Source organism: Pseudomonas sp. G7(2022) (genome assembly GCF_052660475.1).
Genome location: NZ_CP109659.1, coordinates 2,015,070 through 2,030,247, shown reverse-complemented (window position 1 = coordinate 2,030,247; position 15,178 = coordinate 2,015,070). Strand labels below are relative to the sequence as shown.

Annotated in this window: 10 protein-coding genes; 6 read left to right on the top strand and 4 right to left on the bottom strand. The window is 61.1% G+C overall.

From position 1 onward, the window contains the following. Nucleotides 1-214: 214 nt before the first annotated feature. Nucleotides 215-3,703: a chromosome segregation protein SMC gene (smc, locus tag NE357_RS09210; protein WP_169429576.1), complete on the bottom strand. Its 3,489-nt coding sequence runs from the start codon at nucleotides 3,701-3,703 to the stop codon at nucleotides 215-217. A 2-nt stretch (nucleotides 3,704-3,705) separates the two neighbouring features. Then, complete coding sequence (locus tag NE357_RS09205; RefSeq protein ID WP_065259722.1) at nucleotides 3,706-4,365, bottom strand: GntR family transcriptional regulator; 660 nt, start codon at nucleotides 4,363-4,365, stop codon at nucleotides 3,706-3,708. Between the two features lie 266 nt (nucleotides 4,366-4,631). Between NE357_RS09205 and xdhA the strand changes: the two genes are divergently transcribed. The 4 genes from xdhA to guaD all read left to right on the top strand — a co-directional run bounded on the left by xdhA (nucleotide 4,632) and on the right by guaD (nucleotide 10,791). Beyond that, a complete protein-coding gene (gene xdhA, locus NE357_RS09200) occupies nucleotides 4,632-6,086 on the top strand; it encodes a xanthine dehydrogenase small subunit (protein ID WP_169429575.1) in 1,455 nt (484 codons plus the stop codon). Next, the gene (xdhB, locus tag NE357_RS09195; RefSeq protein WP_169429574.1) at nucleotides 6,079-8,478 is read left to right on the top strand and encodes a xanthine dehydrogenase molybdopterin binding subunit; all 2,400 of its coding nucleotides are present in this window, start codon (nucleotides 6,079-6,081) and stop codon (nucleotides 8,476-8,478) included. Before xdhA ends, xdhB begins: the two co-directional genes overlap by 8 nt. A 137-nt stretch (nucleotides 8,479-8,615) precedes the next feature. After that, nucleotides 8,616-9,473 carry a xanthine dehydrogenase accessory protein XdhC gene (gene xdhC, locus NE357_RS09190; RefSeq protein ID WP_169429573.1) on the top strand — a complete coding sequence of 286 codons (858 nt, stop codon included), beginning with the start codon at nucleotides 8,616-8,618 and terminating at the stop codon, nucleotides 9,471-9,473. A 13-nt stretch (nucleotides 9,474-9,486) separates the two neighbouring features. Further along, nucleotides 9,487-10,791, top strand: a complete 1,305-nt coding sequence (guaD, locus tag NE357_RS09185) for a guanine deaminase (protein ID WP_169429572.1) — start codon at nucleotides 9,487-9,489, stop codon at nucleotides 10,789-10,791. 89 nt (nucleotides 10,792-10,880) lie between these two features. On the opposite strand, the gene NE357_RS09180 is transcribed toward guaD, so the two are convergent. Continuing rightward, nucleotides 10,881-11,645 (bottom strand): GntR family transcriptional regulator, encoded by a 765-nt coding sequence (locus tag NE357_RS09180; RefSeq protein WP_065259727.1) that lies wholly within the window; start codon nucleotides 11,643-11,645, stop codon nucleotides 10,881-10,883. Between the two features lie 224 nt (nucleotides 11,646-11,869). On the opposite strand from NE357_RS09180, the gene NE357_RS09175 reads away from it, so the two are divergent. Then, nucleotides 11,870-13,060 carry a benzoate/H(+) symporter BenE family transporter gene (locus NE357_RS09175; protein ID WP_169429571.1) on the top strand — a complete coding sequence of 397 codons (1,191 nt, stop codon included), beginning with the start codon at nucleotides 11,870-11,872 and terminating at the stop codon, nucleotides 13,058-13,060. Nucleotides 13,061-13,119: 59 nt separating this feature from the next. Here NE357_RS09175 and NE357_RS09170 read toward each other — a convergent pair whose 3' ends face one another. Further along, a complete protein-coding gene (locus tag NE357_RS09170) occupies nucleotides 13,120-13,464 on the bottom strand; it encodes a YggL family protein (protein ID WP_085711916.1) in 345 nt (114 codons plus the stop codon). A 233-nt stretch (nucleotides 13,465-13,697) separates the two neighbouring features. On the opposite strand from NE357_RS09170, the gene dacB reads away from it, so the two are divergent. Next, the gene (gene dacB, locus NE357_RS09165) at nucleotides 13,698-15,158 is read left to right on the top strand and encodes a D-alanyl-D-alanine carboxypeptidase/D-alanyl-D-alanine endopeptidase (RefSeq protein ID WP_169429570.1); all 1,461 of its coding nucleotides are present in this window, start codon (nucleotides 13,698-13,700) and stop codon (nucleotides 15,156-15,158) included. Nucleotides 15,159-15,178: the final 20 nt, after the last annotated feature.

The window sequence follows — 15,178 nt, the reverse complement described above, 5'->3', positions numbered from 1 at the left end:
ACATTGTGCAAACCGCTTTAAAACGTGGCGCCAACTCTATGTTCTGACAGGCGTTTTGCCCACGTATACGAAAAATTGACATTAAACTAGCACGACCAAAGACAACTTTACACCGTCTGTCTCATTGGCTTGCGCGATTATGTCGATTGGCCAGCAAGTCGAAGCCGGTAAATATGTCCTACAGACTACAAATACCTTTTCCGACAGCGCCGGCTCAGGCATCCACCATTGCCATCGCCTCCTCGACATCCACGGCTACCAGTCGCGAACAACCCGGCTCGTGCATCGTCACGCCCATCAACTGGTCAGCCATTTCCATGGCGATCTTGTTGTGGGTGATATAGATGAACTGCACGGTCTGCGACATCTCTTTGACCAATCGTGCGTAGCGTCCAACGTTAGCGTCATCCAGTGGTGCGTCAACTTCATCGAGCATGCAGAACGGTGCCGGATTCAACTTGAAGATCGCAAAAACCAGCGCCAGTGCGGTCAGGGCTTTTTCGCCGCCGGACAGCAAATGGATGGTGCTGTTCTTCTTTCCGGGCGGCTGCGCCATGATCGTCACCCCTGTATCGAGTAGATCTTCGCCCGTCAGTTCCAAATAGGCGCGCCCTCCACCGAAAACTTTCGGGAAAAGAGCCTGTAAACCGCCATTGATCTGATCAAAGGTATCTTTGAAACGGTTACGGGTTTCCTTGTCGATCTTGCGGATGACGTTTTCCAGAGTCTCCAGCGCCTCGACCAGATCGGCGTCCTGAGCATCCAGATAACGTTTACGCTCGGATTGTTGCGTGTATTCGTCGATCGCCGCGAGGTTGATCGCGCCCAGGCGCTGAATGCGTGCGGCGATGCGTTCCAGTTCTTCTTCGGCCTCCTTCTCACTGGCCTCGGCGCTCAAGGTATTGAGCACGCCATGCAAATCGTAGCCGTCTTCCAGCAGTTGATCCTGCAGCGCCTTGCGGCGCACGGTCAGGGCCTGCCATTCCATGCGTTGCTGTTCGAGCTGGCCACGGATCAATTGCGATTGCTGCTCGGCCTGGGTCCGGCGCTTTTCCGCGTCGCGCAGTTCACGGTCGGCGTCTTCCAGGGCGATTTGAGCAGTCTTGAGTTCATCGTCGACGCTCATGCGCTTGTCGAGCAACTCTTCGAGTTTCAGGCGCAGCTCTTCCAGCGGTGCCTCGCCCTCCTCCAGATTAAGACTGAGCTGTTCACGTTTTTCAGTGAGGCGCTCGGCCTGCATTTCCAGACGTTCAAGGGCCTGACGGGTCGAATCATGCTGCGCCCGCAGCGAGCCGAGACGCACGGCCAATTGATGGGCGTGGTCCTTGTGCTGACGGGCTTCCTGACGCACGCGATCCAGCCGCTCGCGCAGGCTGTCGCGCTGGGCCAGCAGCAATTCGCGCTGCTCGGTGTCGAGGGCCATGGCGTCGAGGGCGTCCTGCAACTGGATCCGCGCTTCGCCGATGCTTTCGTGCTCCAGCGCACGCTGTTCAGCGAGTTCGACCAGTTCCTCATCGAGACGGGTGCGGCGCAGGTTCAACTGTTCGGCCTTGGCTTTGCCGGCGGACAGCTGGGCTTTCAATTCGCCTTGTTGGCGGGCCTCGTCTTGCAGCAAACGACGCAGATGTTCGCGGCCGTTTTCCTGCTGACGCTGTTGCGCGCGCAGGGTCTGCAAACGGGTTTCCATGGCCTCGACCGTGGCTTCGCGTTCTTCGCGTTCCAGATGCAGCGCTTCGATTTCCTGACCGCGCGCGAGCATGCCGCTTTCGGCCTCGCTGGCGCGGCGTACCCGCAGGAAGTGCCGGCCGACCCAATAACCGTCGCGACTGATCAGGCTCTGCCCGGCGGCCAATTGGCTGCGCAGGGCCAGCGCCTGTTCAAGGCTGTCGACCGGTTTGACCTGAGCGAGCCAGGGCGACAAATCGACCTGCGCCTCGACCTTGTCCAGCAGGCTGCCCGGCATGCGCACGCCGTCATTGCCGGGACTGAGCAAACGCAGATCGCCCTGGGCAAAACCGGACAGATCGAAACCATCGAAATCATCCACCAGCACCGCTTGCAGGTCGGCGCCGAGCACGGTTTCCACCGCCAGCTCCCAACCAGCCTCGACCTTGAGGCCTTCGGCCAGACGCGGACGCTCGGCGAGGTTGTGTTCCTTCAGCCATTCGGCGGTGCCGGTACCCGGATCGAGCGCGGCCTGCTGCAAGGCTTCCAACGATGCGAGGCGACCATTGAGGCGCTGCAAATCGCCCTGCGCCTGCTGCTGCGCAGTCAGTGCCTGCTGCAATTCCTGTCGCAGCTGCTCAAGCTTTTCGACCTGGGCTTCTTCGCTGGTCTGCAGATCTTCAAGGGTGGCCTCGGACTCGGCGAGCTGTTCGCTGAGTTCCATGATTGCCGCGTCTTCCGGATCGGCCGACAGCAGCGCCCGCTCTTCGCCCAGACGCTTTTGCCGATCAGCCAGACGCTCCATGCTGGTTTCCAGCTGCTGGATGCGCGACTGCTGTACTTCGGCCTGACGACGGGGTTCGGCGGCGGTCAGGTTGAAGGCGTCCCACTGCTCCTGCCAGCCGTGCATGACGGTTTCGGAATCTTCCAGCGCAGCGGCGGCTTCTTCGGCGGCGGCGTTGGTGATTTCCTGCTCGGGGGTCAGTTGATCGAGCTCTTCGCCGAGGGTCAGCAGCAACGTGCGGTCGTGGCCCAGGTGCGATTCGGTTTCGAGGCGCGCGCGTTCGGCTTCCTTCAAGTCGTCCTGCAACTGACGCAGACGCTGCTGACCGTGCTGGATGCTCTGCTCGACCCGGGCGATGTCGCCGCCGACCGAATAGAAGCGCCCCTGCACCAGATTGAAGCGCTCGGACAGGTCATGGTGACCGTCGCGCAGGCGTTCAATCGCCGCATCGGCGTTGCGTTGTTCTGCGACCAGCGCTTCGAAGCTGATTTCCTGGTTGCCGATGATCGATTCGCGCTGGCCCACCTGATCGTTCAGATCCTGCCAGCGCAAGGCCGACAGTTGCGCCTTGAGCTGGCGCTCTTCGGCCTTGAATTCCTGATACTTCCTGGCGGCCTCGGCCTGACGGTGCAAGCGTTCGAGCTGGCGTTCGAGTTCTTCGCGCAGGTCGGTCAGACGGGCAAGGTTTTCGTGGGTGCGGCGGATGCGGTTTTCGGTCTCGCGCCGGCGCTCCTTGTACTTGGAGATGCCGGCGGCTTCTTCGATGAAGTTACGCAGATCTTCGGGCTTGGACTCGATCAGCTTGGAGATCATCCCCTGCTCGATGATCGAGTAACTGCGCGGGCCGAGGCCGGTGCCAAGGAAGATGTCGGTGATGTCGCGACGACGGCATTTGGCGCCGTTGAGGTAATAAGTGGTCTGGCTGTCGCGGGTCACTTTGCGGCGGATCGAAATTTCCGCGTACGCCGCCCACTCGCCCAGCAGCGTGCCGTCGGAGTTGTCGAACACCAGTTCGATGCTCGCCTGGCTCACCGGTTTGCGGCTGGTCGAGCCGTTGAAGATGACGTCGGTCATCGACTCGCCGCGCAGGTTTTTCGCCGAACTTTCGCCCATCACCCAGCGTACGGCGTCGATGATGTTCGACTTGCCGCAACCGTTCGGCCCGACGACTGCCGCCATGTTGCTGGGGAAGTTCACCGTGGTCGGGTCGACGAAGGATTTGAACCCCGCCAGCTTGATGCACTTGAGGCGCAAGGTCAGGCAACCGTCAGGGCGGACACCACCAGATCGCAGCTGCGCTGGGCGTAAGCCGTCAGCACGATGCGGATCTGCGGCAGGTCACGGGCAAGGACGGCGGCCAGCAAGCGTTCGAACAGTTCGAGGAACTCGCTCATCTCGGCCTTGCGCTGCTCCAGCGCGAGGAAGTACGCACGGCTCATGGCCGGTTGCAGGTTTTCGACGGTTTCCTGCAGGTACGGGTTGTTGGCGAACGGATACGCGGCGCGCATCACGTTGAAGCTGTCGTCGACGAAGGTGCGGATGTCCTGACGCTCGTAGCTGGCGGTCAGGCGTTGCTGGATCTGCACGAACGGCGCCATGTCGGCCTGGACTTGCCAGCCATTGGCCACTGCATTGCCGAGCAGGATGTACAGCTCGCTCATCAACGTGCACAGGCTCTGCACCTTGTGCGCCGTCAGCTCTGTGACGTGGGCGCCGCGGCGCGGCAGGATCGCGATCAGGTGACGGCGCTCGAGGATCAGCAAGGCTTCGCGGACCGAGCCGCGGCTGACGTTCAGCGCCAGCGTGACCTTCTGTTCCTGGATACGCTCTCCCGGCTTCATTTCGCCGCGAATGATCCGTTCGGCGAGGTGGTGAGCGATTTGCTCGGCGAGGCTGTCCGGCGCCTTGAACGTCATGGTTGTCCTTCAAACTCTTCGATCTGCACAAGCGGCGCAGTGTAGCGCAATGCGCGGTCATGGCGGAGTGCCCGCACAGCGGTTTTTGGCACGAATCCCGCAAAAAAGCGCTTGATCCAATGAGGGTCAATACTGAAGAGACACGTGGTTGAGCGACAAAACGGCTTTTCCTGACCTTTAAGTCAGAAAACAATTGACCGAAAAGTCAGACCTGCTAAATTCGGCTCAAGTCGCTCAACAACAATAATGAGTCTGCGAGGCCTTCCGTGATCCAGTTTTTACTTAACCAGGAACTCCGTAGCGAGCACGCCCTGGACCCGAACCTGACTGTGCTCAACTACCTGCGCGAACATGTGGGTAAATCCGGCACCAAAGAAGGCTGCGCCAGCGGTGACTGCGGCGCCTGTACGGTGGTGGTCGGCGAGTTGCAGACGGATGACGATGGCCGCGAGCACATTCGCTATCGCAGCCTCAATTCGTGCCTGACGTTCGTTTCGTCGCTGCACGGCAAACAATTGATCAGTGTCGAAGACCTCAAGCACAAGGGCGAACTGCACAGCGTGCAGAAAGCCATGGTCGAGTGCCACGGTTCGCAATGCGGTTTCTGCACCCCCGGTTTCGTGATGTCACTGTTCGCCCTGCAAAAGAACAGCGATGCACCGGATCAGGCCAAGGCCCACGAAGCGCTGGCTGGCAACCTCTGCCGGTGCACCGGCTACCGGCCGATCCTGGCCGCTGCCGAACAATCCTGCTGCGGCAAGCAACCGGACCAGTTCGACGCCCGTGAAGCGCAAACCATCGCCCGCCTCAAAGCCATTGCCCCGACATCGATCGGCGAACTCAACAGCGGCGACAAACGCTGCCTGGTGCCGCTGACCGTGGCCGACCTGGCCGATCTCTACGACGCTTATCCACAGGCTCGGCTGCTGGCCGGCGGTACCGATCTGGCGCTGGAAGTCACGCAGTTCCACCGCACCCTGCCGGTGATGATCTACGTCGGCAACGTCGCCGAAATGAAGCGCATCGAGCACTTCGAGGATCGCATTGAAATCGGCGCCGCCACCGCCCTCTCCGACTGCTACGAAGCGTTGAACGCCGAGTACGCGGACTTCGGCGAGCTGCTGCACCGCTTTGCCTCCCTGCAAATCCGCAACCAGGGCACGTTGGGCGGCAACATCGGCAACGCTTCGCCGATCGGTGACTCGCCACCCCTGCTGATCGCCCTCGGCGCGCAGATCGTGCTGTGCAAGGGTGAGACCCGCCGCACGCTGGCCCTTGAGGATTACTTCATCGATTACCGGGTCACCGCGCGTCAGGAAAGCGAGTTCATCGAGAAAATCATCGTCCCTCGCGCCACGACTGAGCAGCGCTTCCGCGCCTACAAAGTCTCCAAACGTCTGGACGACGACATCTCTGCCGTCTGCGCCGCGTTCAACCTGCGGGTCGAGAACGGCGTGATCACCGACGCCCGCGTCGCCTTCGGCGGCATGGCCGCGATCCCGAAACGCGCCGCGCACTGTGAAGCCGTGCTGCTCGGCCAGCCGTTCAACAACGCTGTCATCGAGCGCGCCTGCACCGCGCTGGGCGAGGATTTCACCCCGCTCTCGGACTTCCGCGCCAGCAAGGAATACCGCCTGCTCAGCGCGCAGAACCTGCTGCGCAAATACTTCATCGAACTGCAAACACCGCACATCGAGACTCGGGTGACCGCTTATGTCTAACCATCACGGCGTAGAGAAAACGCAAGCTGAACTGGCTGAACTGTTCGCCAAAGACCTGACCACCGGCGTCGGCCGCAGCGTCAAGCACGACAGCGCCGCCAAGCATGTGTCCGGTGAAGCGCAGTACATCGATGACCGGCTCGAATTCCCGAATCAGTTGCACGTTTACGCACGGTTGTCGGATCGCGCCCACGCGAAAATCATCAGCATCGACACCAAACCCTGCTACGCCTTCGAAGGCGTGCGCATCGCCATCACCCACGAAGACGTACCGGGCCTGAAAGACATCGGCCCGCTGCTGCCAGGCGATCCGCTGCTGGCCATCGATGATGTGCAGTTCGTCGGTCAACCGGTGCTGGCCGTGGCCGCCAAGGATCTGGAAACCGCACGCAAGGCCGCCATGGCCGCGATCATCGAATACGAAGATCTGGAACCGGTGCTGGACGTGGTCGAAGCCCTGCGCAAACGCCACTTCGTGCTCGACAGCCACACCCATCAGCGCGGCGATTCGGCCAACGCGTTGGCCACGGCTGAACATCGCATCCAGGGCACGCTGCACATCGGCGGCCAGGAACACTTCTATCTGGAGACGCAGATCTCCTCGGTGATGCCGACCGAAGATGGCGGCATGATCGTCTACTGCTCGACCCAGAACCCCACCGAAGTGCAGAAACTGGTGGCCGAAGTCCTCGACGTGTCGATGAATAAAATCGTGGTCGACATGCGCCGCATGGGCGGTGGTTTCGGCGGCAAGGAAACCCAGGCTGCGAGCCCGGCTTGCCTGTGTGCGGTAATCGCGCACCTCACCGGCCAGCCGACCAAGATGCGCCTGCCACGGGTTGAAGACATGCTGATGACCGGCAAGCGCCACCCGTTCTACGTCGAGTATGACGTCGGCTTCGACGGCACCGGGCGCCTGCACGGGATCGCGATGGATCTGGCCGGCAACTGCGGCTGCTCGCCTGATCTGTCGGCCTCAATCGTTGACCGTGCGATGTTCCACTCGGACAACTCGTACTACCTGGGCGATGCCACCATCAATGGTCACCGCTGCAAGACCAACACTGCGTCGAACACCGCCTACCGTGGTTTCGGCGGCCCGCAAGGGATGGTCGCGATCGAAGAAGTGATGGACGCCATCGCCCGTCACTTGAACCTCGATCCGCTGGCCGTGCGCAAGGCCAACTACTACGGCAAGACCGAGCGCAACGTCACCCATTATTACCAGACCGTCGAGCACAACATGCTCGAAGAGATGACCGCCGAACTTGAAGAAAGCAGCCAGTACGCCGAGCGCCGCGAAGCGATCCGTCGCTACAACGCCAACAGCCCGATCCTGAAAAAAGGCCTGGCGCTGACCCCGGTGAAATTCGGCATTTCCTTCACCGCCAGCTTCCTCAATCAGGCCGGTGCCTTGGTGCACGTCTACACCGACGGCAGCATCCACTTGAACCACGGCGGCACGGAAATGGGCCAGGGCCTGAACACCAAGGTTGCGCAGGTCGTGGCCGAAGTGTTCCAGGTGGAAATGGACCGGGTACAGATCACTGCAACCAACACTGACAAGGTGCCGAACACCTCGCCAACCGCAGCGTCCAGCGGTGCTGACCTGAACGGTAAAGCGGCGCAGAACGCAGCAGAAATCATCAAGCAGCGACTCGTCGAATTCGCCGCGCGGCACTACAAAGTCAGCGAAGAGGACGTGGAATTCCACAACGGCCACGTACGGGTGCGTGACCACATCATGACCTTCGAGGCGCTGATCCAGTTGGCGTATTTCAATCAGGTGTCGCTGTCGAGCACCGGGTTCTACAAGACCCCAAAAATCTACTACGACCGCAGCCAGGCTCGTGGCCGACCGTTCTACTACTTCGCCTTCGGCGCGGCGTGCTGCGAAGTAATCGTCGACACCCTGACCGGCGAGTACAAGATGCTCCGTACCGATATCCTCCACGACGTCGGCGCCTCGCTGAACCCGGCCATCGACATCGGTCAGGTCGAGGGCGGCTTCGTCCAGGGCATGGGCTGGCTGACCATGGAAGAACTGGTCTGGAACAATAAAGGCAAGCTGATGACCAACGGCCCGGCCAGCTACAAGATCCCGGCCGTGGCGGACATGCCGCTGGACCTGCGGGTGAAACTGGTGGAAAACCGCAAGAACCCGGAAGACACCGTGTTCCACTCCAAGGCTGTGGGTGAGCCGCCGTTCATGCTCGGCATCGCCGCGTGGTGCGCAATCAAGGATGCGGTGGCCAGTCTGGGCGACTACAAGTATCAGCCGAAGATCGACGCGCCGGCGACCCCGGAGCGGGTGTTGTGGGGTTGCGAGCAGATGCGTCAGCTCAAGGCAGTGAAAGCCGTCGAAGCTGAAACCGAGCTGGCTCCGCTCTAGGACCGAGGCGCGGCCATCGCGGGCAAGCCCGCTCCCACAGGGATATGTGCTGACTGTTGGACTTGTGCAAATCCAATGTGGGAGCGGGCTTGCTCGCGAAGAGGCCCGAACAGACAACGATGTTGTAGGGGTGAACTATGTACAACTGGATCGACGCCCTCGCCGACCTGCAGAACCAGGGCGAACCCTGCGTTCTGGTGACGATCATCGAAGAGCTCGGCTCGACGCCGCGCAATGCCGGCTCGAAAATGGTCGTCAGCGCTCGCCAGACGTTCGACACCATCGGTGGCGGGCACCTGGAATACAAAGCCATGCAGATCGCCCGCGAGATGCTCGCCAGCGGCAAGCAAGACACCCATCTGGAGCGCTTCAGCCTCGGCGCCAGCCTCGGTCAGTGCTGCGGCGGCGCTACGGTGCTGTTGTTCGAACCGATGGGCCAGGTGCAGGCGCAGATCGCTGTGTTCGGCGCCGGTCATGTGGGTCGCGCACTGGTTCCCTTGCTCGCCAGCCTGCCCTGCCGGGTGCGCTGGATCGACTCCCGGGAAGAGGAATTCCCCGAGCAGATTCCCCACGGCGTGCGCAAAATCGTCGCCGAAGAGCCTGTGGATGAAATCGACGACCTGCCGGCGGGCAGCTACTGCATCGTCATGACCCACAACCATCAGCTGGATCTGGAACTCACCGCCGCGATTCTCAAGCGCAACGATTTCACCTGGTTCGGCCTGATCGGCTCGAAAACCAAACGGGCCAAGTTCGAACACCGCTTGCGTGACCGTGGCTTCGACGCCAGTGTCGTGCAACGCATGCGCTGCCCGATGGGCATCAGCGAAGTCAAAGGCAAATTGCCTGTGGAAATCGCCATCTCCATCGCCGGCGAAATCATCGCCACCTATAACGCCAATTTCGGCCAGCACACCGCCAGCGCCGAACCGATTGCCAAACTGCTGCCGGTTTCGCGCCGCAGTCAGGCCGCCACACTCAAAGCCTCAAACTGATTAGAGAACCCTCATGCCTCTGACTCGCAAAGCCTACCGCGCCGCCATCCTGCACAGCATCGCCGACCCTGCCGAGGTCGGCACCGAAGCCTCCTACGAGTATTTCGAGGACGGCCTGCTGGTGGTCGATGGCGGCAAGATCAGCGCCCTCGGCCACGCCAGCGAGCTGCTGCCGACGCTGCCGGCGGATATCGAGATCACGCATCACCAGGATGCGCTGATCACCCCGGGCTTCATCGACACCCACATCCACCTGCCGCAGACCGGCATGGTCGGCGCCTACGGCGAACAGCTGCTGGACTGGCTGAACACCTACACCTTCCCGTGCGAAAGCCAGTTCGCCGACAAGGCCCACGCCGATGAGGTCGCGGACATCTTCATCAAGGAACTGCTGCGCAACGGCACCACCACGGCCCTGGTGTTCGGCAGCGTGCACCCGCAGTCGGTGAACTCGTTCTTCGAAGCGGCCGAGAAGCTCGACCTGCGAATGATCGCCGGCAAGGTGATGATGGACCGCAACGCGCCGGACTACCTGACTGACACCGCTGAATCCAGCTACACCGAGAGCAAGGCGCTGATCGAGCGCTGGCACGGCAAGGGTCGCCTGCATTACGCCGTGACCCCGCGCTTCGCCCCGACCAGCACTCCGGAACAACTGACCCTCGCCGGGCAGTTGCTGACTGAATACCCGGATCTGTACATGCAGACCCACATCAGCGAGAACCTCAAGGAAATCGAGTGGGTCAAGGCGCTGTTCCCGGAGCGCAAAGGCTATCTGGACGTCTACGATCACTATCAGTTGCTCGGCGAGCGCTCGGTGTTCGCCCACGGCGTGCACCTGTGCGACGAAGAATGCGCGCGCCTGGCGCAAACCGGTTCGGCGATCTCGTTCTGCCCGACGTCGAACTTCTTCCTTGGCAGCGGCCTGTTCAACCTGCCGATGGCCGAGAAGCACAAGCTGAACGTCGGGCTCGGCACTGACGTCGGCGGTGGCACCAGTTTCTCGCTGCTGCAGACCCTGAACGAAGCCTACAAAGTGATGCAGCTGCAAGGTGCGCGCCTGAGCCCGTTCAAGTCGCTGTACCTCGCCACCCTCGGCGGCGCGCGAGCCCTGCGCCTGGAAGACAGGATCGGCAACCTGCAACCGGGCTCCGACGCCGACTTCCTGGTGCTGGACTACAACGCCACGCCGCTGCTGAGCTATCGCTTGAAGCAGTCAAACAACATTGCCGAGACGTTGTTCGTGCTGATGACGCTGGGCGATGACCGCACTGTGGCCCAGACCTATGCGGCGGGTGCGCTGGTACACCAGCGCTAGTTTTTCCAAGGTATAAAAAATCCCCCGACAGCGTTCAGCTCCGGGGGATTTTTATTGCCTGTCAGGACGCCTTCGCGACTCGGTGCCGGTCAGAGCTTGGCCGCCGGACGCCCCGGCTTCCTGGTCTGCAACAGATGCGAGAACACCGCATGCAGATCGTCCGAAGCACTTTCCTCGTCGAGGTTGAGTTTGCTGTCGATGTGATCCATGTGATGCATCATCAAATCTACGGCGAGCTCACCGTTGCGCGCTTCGATGGCGTCGATCAACTGAGTGTGCTCGTCGTAGGAACAGTGCGAACGGTTGCCGCTTTCATATTGCGCAATGATCAGCGACGTCTGTGAAACCAGGCTGCGCTGAAAGCTGATCAACGGCGCATTTTTCGCCGCTTCGGCCAGTTTCAGGTGGAATTCGCCGGAGAGACGGATACCCGCGCCGCGGTCGCCACGGGAGAAGCTGTCGCGTTCGTCGTTGACCATCTGGCGCAGTTCGGCGATCTGCTCGGCGGTGGCGTGCTGCACCGCCAGCTCGGTGATTGCGCGCTCCACCAGACGCCGGGCGAGGAACACCTGACGCGCTTCTTCAACGCTCGGGCTCGCCACCACCGCGCCACGGTTCGGCCGCAACAGCACCACGCCTTCATGGGCCAGACGCGAGAGCGCGCGGCGAATGATGGTGCGGCTGACCCCGAAAATTTCCCCCAGCGCTTCTTCGCTCAACTTTGTACCGGGCGCCAGGCGTTGTTCGAGGATGGCCTCGAAGATATGCGCATAGACGATATCGTCCTGGGTTCCGCTGCGGCCGGCTTTGCCTGCTCGCGGTTGTTTCTTGAGGGGTTGCAACTGTTCGTTCATGGGCACTCGAGTCGGGAAGAACGGCGGCGAATTGACCGTGACTGTAATACGGCACAGTGGGTCGCTGGCAAGTATCGCGTAAAAAACAGCGCGATTGTACACAATGGAAGGTGGCAACACGACTGTACGGCTGTTTGTGACTTCGGCTGTATTGCAACGCATCGTTACGTTTGAGTTTAGGCTTAAACCCGAAATCCGTGGCTTGAACAAGGAACGCCGCTGTCATGAACGAAATCACCCACACCCGACTGCGCCCCTTTGCGGACACATCGCCCTCTGCCATCGTCGCCGGATTCATCGCGATGATGACCGGCTACACCAGTTCGTTGGTGCTGATGTTCCAGGCCGGGCAGGCCGCGGGCCTGAGCAGCGGGCAGATTTCCTCGTGGATCTGGGCGATCTCCATCGGCATGGCGGTGTGTTCGATCGGCCTGTCGCTGCGCTATCGCACGCCGATCACCATCGCCTGGTCGACACCCGGCGCAGCCCTTCTGATCACCAGCCTCGGCGGCGTCACCTACGGCGAAGCCATCGGCGCCTACATCACCTGCGCGGTGCTGGTGACGATCTGCGGTCTGACCGGCAGCTTCGAACGCCTGGTGAAAAAAATCCCCGCCTCCCTTGCCGCCGCATTGCTGGCGGGGATTCTGTTCAAGATCGGCAGCGAAATCTTCGTCGCTGCGCAGCACCGTACCGGCCTGGTGCTGGGGATGTTCTTCACTTATCTGGTGGTCAAGCGCCTGACGCCGCGTTATGCGGTACTCGCTGCGCTGCTGATCGGCACCGCGCTGTCGGGCTTCATGGGGCTGCTGGATTTCAGCGGCTTTCATCTGGAAGTGGCAACGCCGGTCTGGACCACGCCGCACTTTTCTCTCGCCGCGACCATCAGCATCGGCATTCCGTTGTTTGTCGTAGCGATGACCTCGCAGAACATGCCCGGCGTCGCCGTGCTGCGCGCCGACGGCTATAACGTCCCGGCCTCGCCGTTGATCACCACCACAGGCATTGCCTCGCTGCTGCTGGCGCCATTCGGTTCTCATGGCATCAACCTGGCGGCCATCAGCGCGGCGATCTGCACCGGGCCCCATGCCCATGAGGATCGCAACAAGCGTTACACCGCGGCGGTGTGGTGCGGGATTTTCTACGGGATTGCCGGGGTGTTCGGCGCCACGCTGGCGGCGTTGTTTGCCGCGCTGCCCAAGGAACTGGTGCTGTCGATTGCCGCGCTGGCGCTGTTCGGTTCGATCATCAACGGCTTGAGCATTGCCATGACCGAAGTGAAGGAACGGGAAGCGGCGCTGATCACTTTCATGGTCACGGCGTCGGGGCTGACGCTGTTTTCCATCGGTTCGGCCTTCTGGGGGATTGTCGCGGGAGTGTTGACCTTGCTGATCCTCAACTGGCGCAAGGCCTGATGCCTGATTAAAAAGCAGGCATAAAAAAACGGCGACCCCAGGGTCGCCGTTTTTTTGCATCACTTGGCCGCGTTGATCGGCTTTTCCGGATACCAGACGTCCAGCAGCGGACTGATTTCAGTAGTGGTCAGCTCGGAGCGGGTTTTCAGCCAGGCTTCAACGGCAGCGCGCTGCTCTTCGGAAACCGAGCCACGCTTCTGCAGGCAAACCAGACCGAAGTCTTCGCCGCCGACATAGCCCAGACCGTTGGCTTCCATGGCTTCTTTGATGAATGCTTCGAGGAAAGCGTCAATGGCTTCTTCGGACAGGTCTTCTTTGAAGCCCAGGTTCAGTTCGAAACCCAGCTCTTGAAATTCATCGACGCACAGTTTTTTGCGCAGACGCTGGGAACGGTTAGTCGCCATTGGAACAATCCTCTTAAGTAATAACGGCCGGCACTTTACCAGTTTAAGGCGGCGATTGCCCGCCTATCCGGGACGTGCGTACGACCGCCCGTAAAAAAATAACCCATCGGGCCCCTTAGGAAAGGCACAAGCTGTTACACCTTGGGGCATAATGCCGACACTTTCATGACCACTGAGGGCCTTTTCATCCATGTCCTCGTCTTTTTCCCCTCGGCTGTAGGGTTTTATTTCATATGATCAAATCGTTGCGTCCTCTGCTCCTGGCCGGCCTTTTTCTCCCCCTGGCCCTGCCGGTCTGCGCTGCCACCATCAACACGTCCCTGACACCCAACGTCGAAAAAGCCCTCAAGGCCAGCAAGCTGCAGCCAAGCGCCCTGTCGCTGGTGATGGTACCGCTGGAGGGTCCGGGCACGCCGACCGTGTACAACGCCGACGTGTCGGTCAACCCGGCCTCGACCATGAAACTGGTGACCACCTACGCCGCACTGGAAATGCTCGGCCCCAACCACCAGTGGAAAACCGAGTTCTACACCGACGGCGACCTGAGCGGCGGCATCCTCAACGGCAACCTCTACCTCAAGGGTGGCGGCGATCCAAAGCTGAACATGGAAAAACTCTGGCTGCTGATGCGCGACCTGCGCGCCAACGGCGTGACCCAGGTTACCGGCGACCTGGTGCTGGACCGCAGCTTCTTCATACAACCGCAGCTACCGGAATTCAATGATGACGGCAATGACGAGAACAAGCCGTTCCTGGTCAAGCCGGACTCGTTGCTGGTCAACCTCAAGGCCCTGCGTTTCGTGGCCCGCAATGACGGCGGCCGGGTGCTGGTTTCAGTAGAACCGCCGATTGCCAGCATCAAGATCGAGAACACCGTCAAGGCCCTCAACTCCAAGCAATGCACCGGTGGCGTGCGCTACAACCCGGTGACACAGGCCGATGGCAGCGTGACCGTGACCGTTGCCGGTCAGTTGGGTGAAGGCTGCAGCTCGCAGACTTATCTGTCGCTGCTCGACCACGCGACCTACACCGCCGGTGCCGTGCGGGCGATCTGGAAGGAACTGGGCGGCAGCATCCAGGGCAAGGATCGTCTGGCGCCGACGCCAAGCAGCGCCAAAGTGCTGGCCCGCGCCTTCTCGCCGGATCTGGCGGAAATCATCCGCGACATCAACAAATACAGTAACAACACCATGGCTCAGCAGCTGTTCCTGAGCCTGGGCCAGAAATTCCGCAACGAAGCCGATGGCGATGATGCCAAGGCCGGGCAACGGGTGGTGCGCCAGTGGCTCGCGAGAAAAGGCATCACCGCGCCGCATCTGGTCATGGAGAACGGTTCCGGCCTGTCCCGTGCCGAGCGGGTCAGCGCCCGGGAAATGGCCGCGATGCTGCAGGCTGCGTGGCACAGCCCTTACGCTGCCGAGTACATCAGCTCGCTGCCGATTGCCGGCATGGACGGCACCATGCGTAAACGCCTGAAGACCACCGCCGTGCGCGGTGAAGCCCACGTCAAGACCGGCACCCTGAATACTGTGCGCGCAATCGCCGGTTTCAGCCGCGACGTCAATGGCAACACATGGGCCGTGGTGGCGATCCTCAACGACAAGGCGCCTTTCGGTGCATCGTCGGTGCTGGATCAGGTGCTGCTGGATCTCTACAAACAGCCGCGAGCGACGCAAACCGCTTCGGTCTTGTAAGCACACCACAAAACACTGTG

Coding starts and splice junctions, on each gene's coding strand:
- guaD (WP_169429572.1), top strand. CDS start 9,487: ATGCCTCTGACTCGCAAAGCCTACCGCGCCGCCATCCTGCACAGCATC.
- dacB (WP_169429570.1), top strand. CDS start 13,698: ATGATCAAATCGTTGCGTCCTCTGCTCCTGGCCGGCCTTTTTCTCCCC.
- NE357_RS09205 (WP_065259722.1), bottom strand. CDS start 4,365: ATGACGTTCAAGGCGCCGGACAGCCTCGCCGAGCAAATCGCTCACCAC.
- xdhB (WP_169429574.1), top strand. CDS start 6,079: ATGTCTAACCATCACGGCGTAGAGAAAACGCAAGCTGAACTGGCTGAA.
- xdhC (WP_169429573.1), top strand. CDS start 8,616: ATGTACAACTGGATCGACGCCCTCGCCGACCTGCAGAACCAGGGCGAA.
- NE357_RS09175 (WP_169429571.1), top strand. CDS start 11,870: ATGAACGAAATCACCCACACCCGACTGCGCCCCTTTGCGGACACATCG.
- NE357_RS09170 (WP_085711916.1), bottom strand. CDS start 13,464: ATGGCGACTAACCGTTCCCAGCGTCTGCGCAAAAAACTGTGCGTCGAT.
- NE357_RS09180 (WP_065259727.1), bottom strand. CDS start 11,645: ATGAACGAACAGTTGCAACCCCTCAAGAAACAACCGCGAGCAGGCAAA.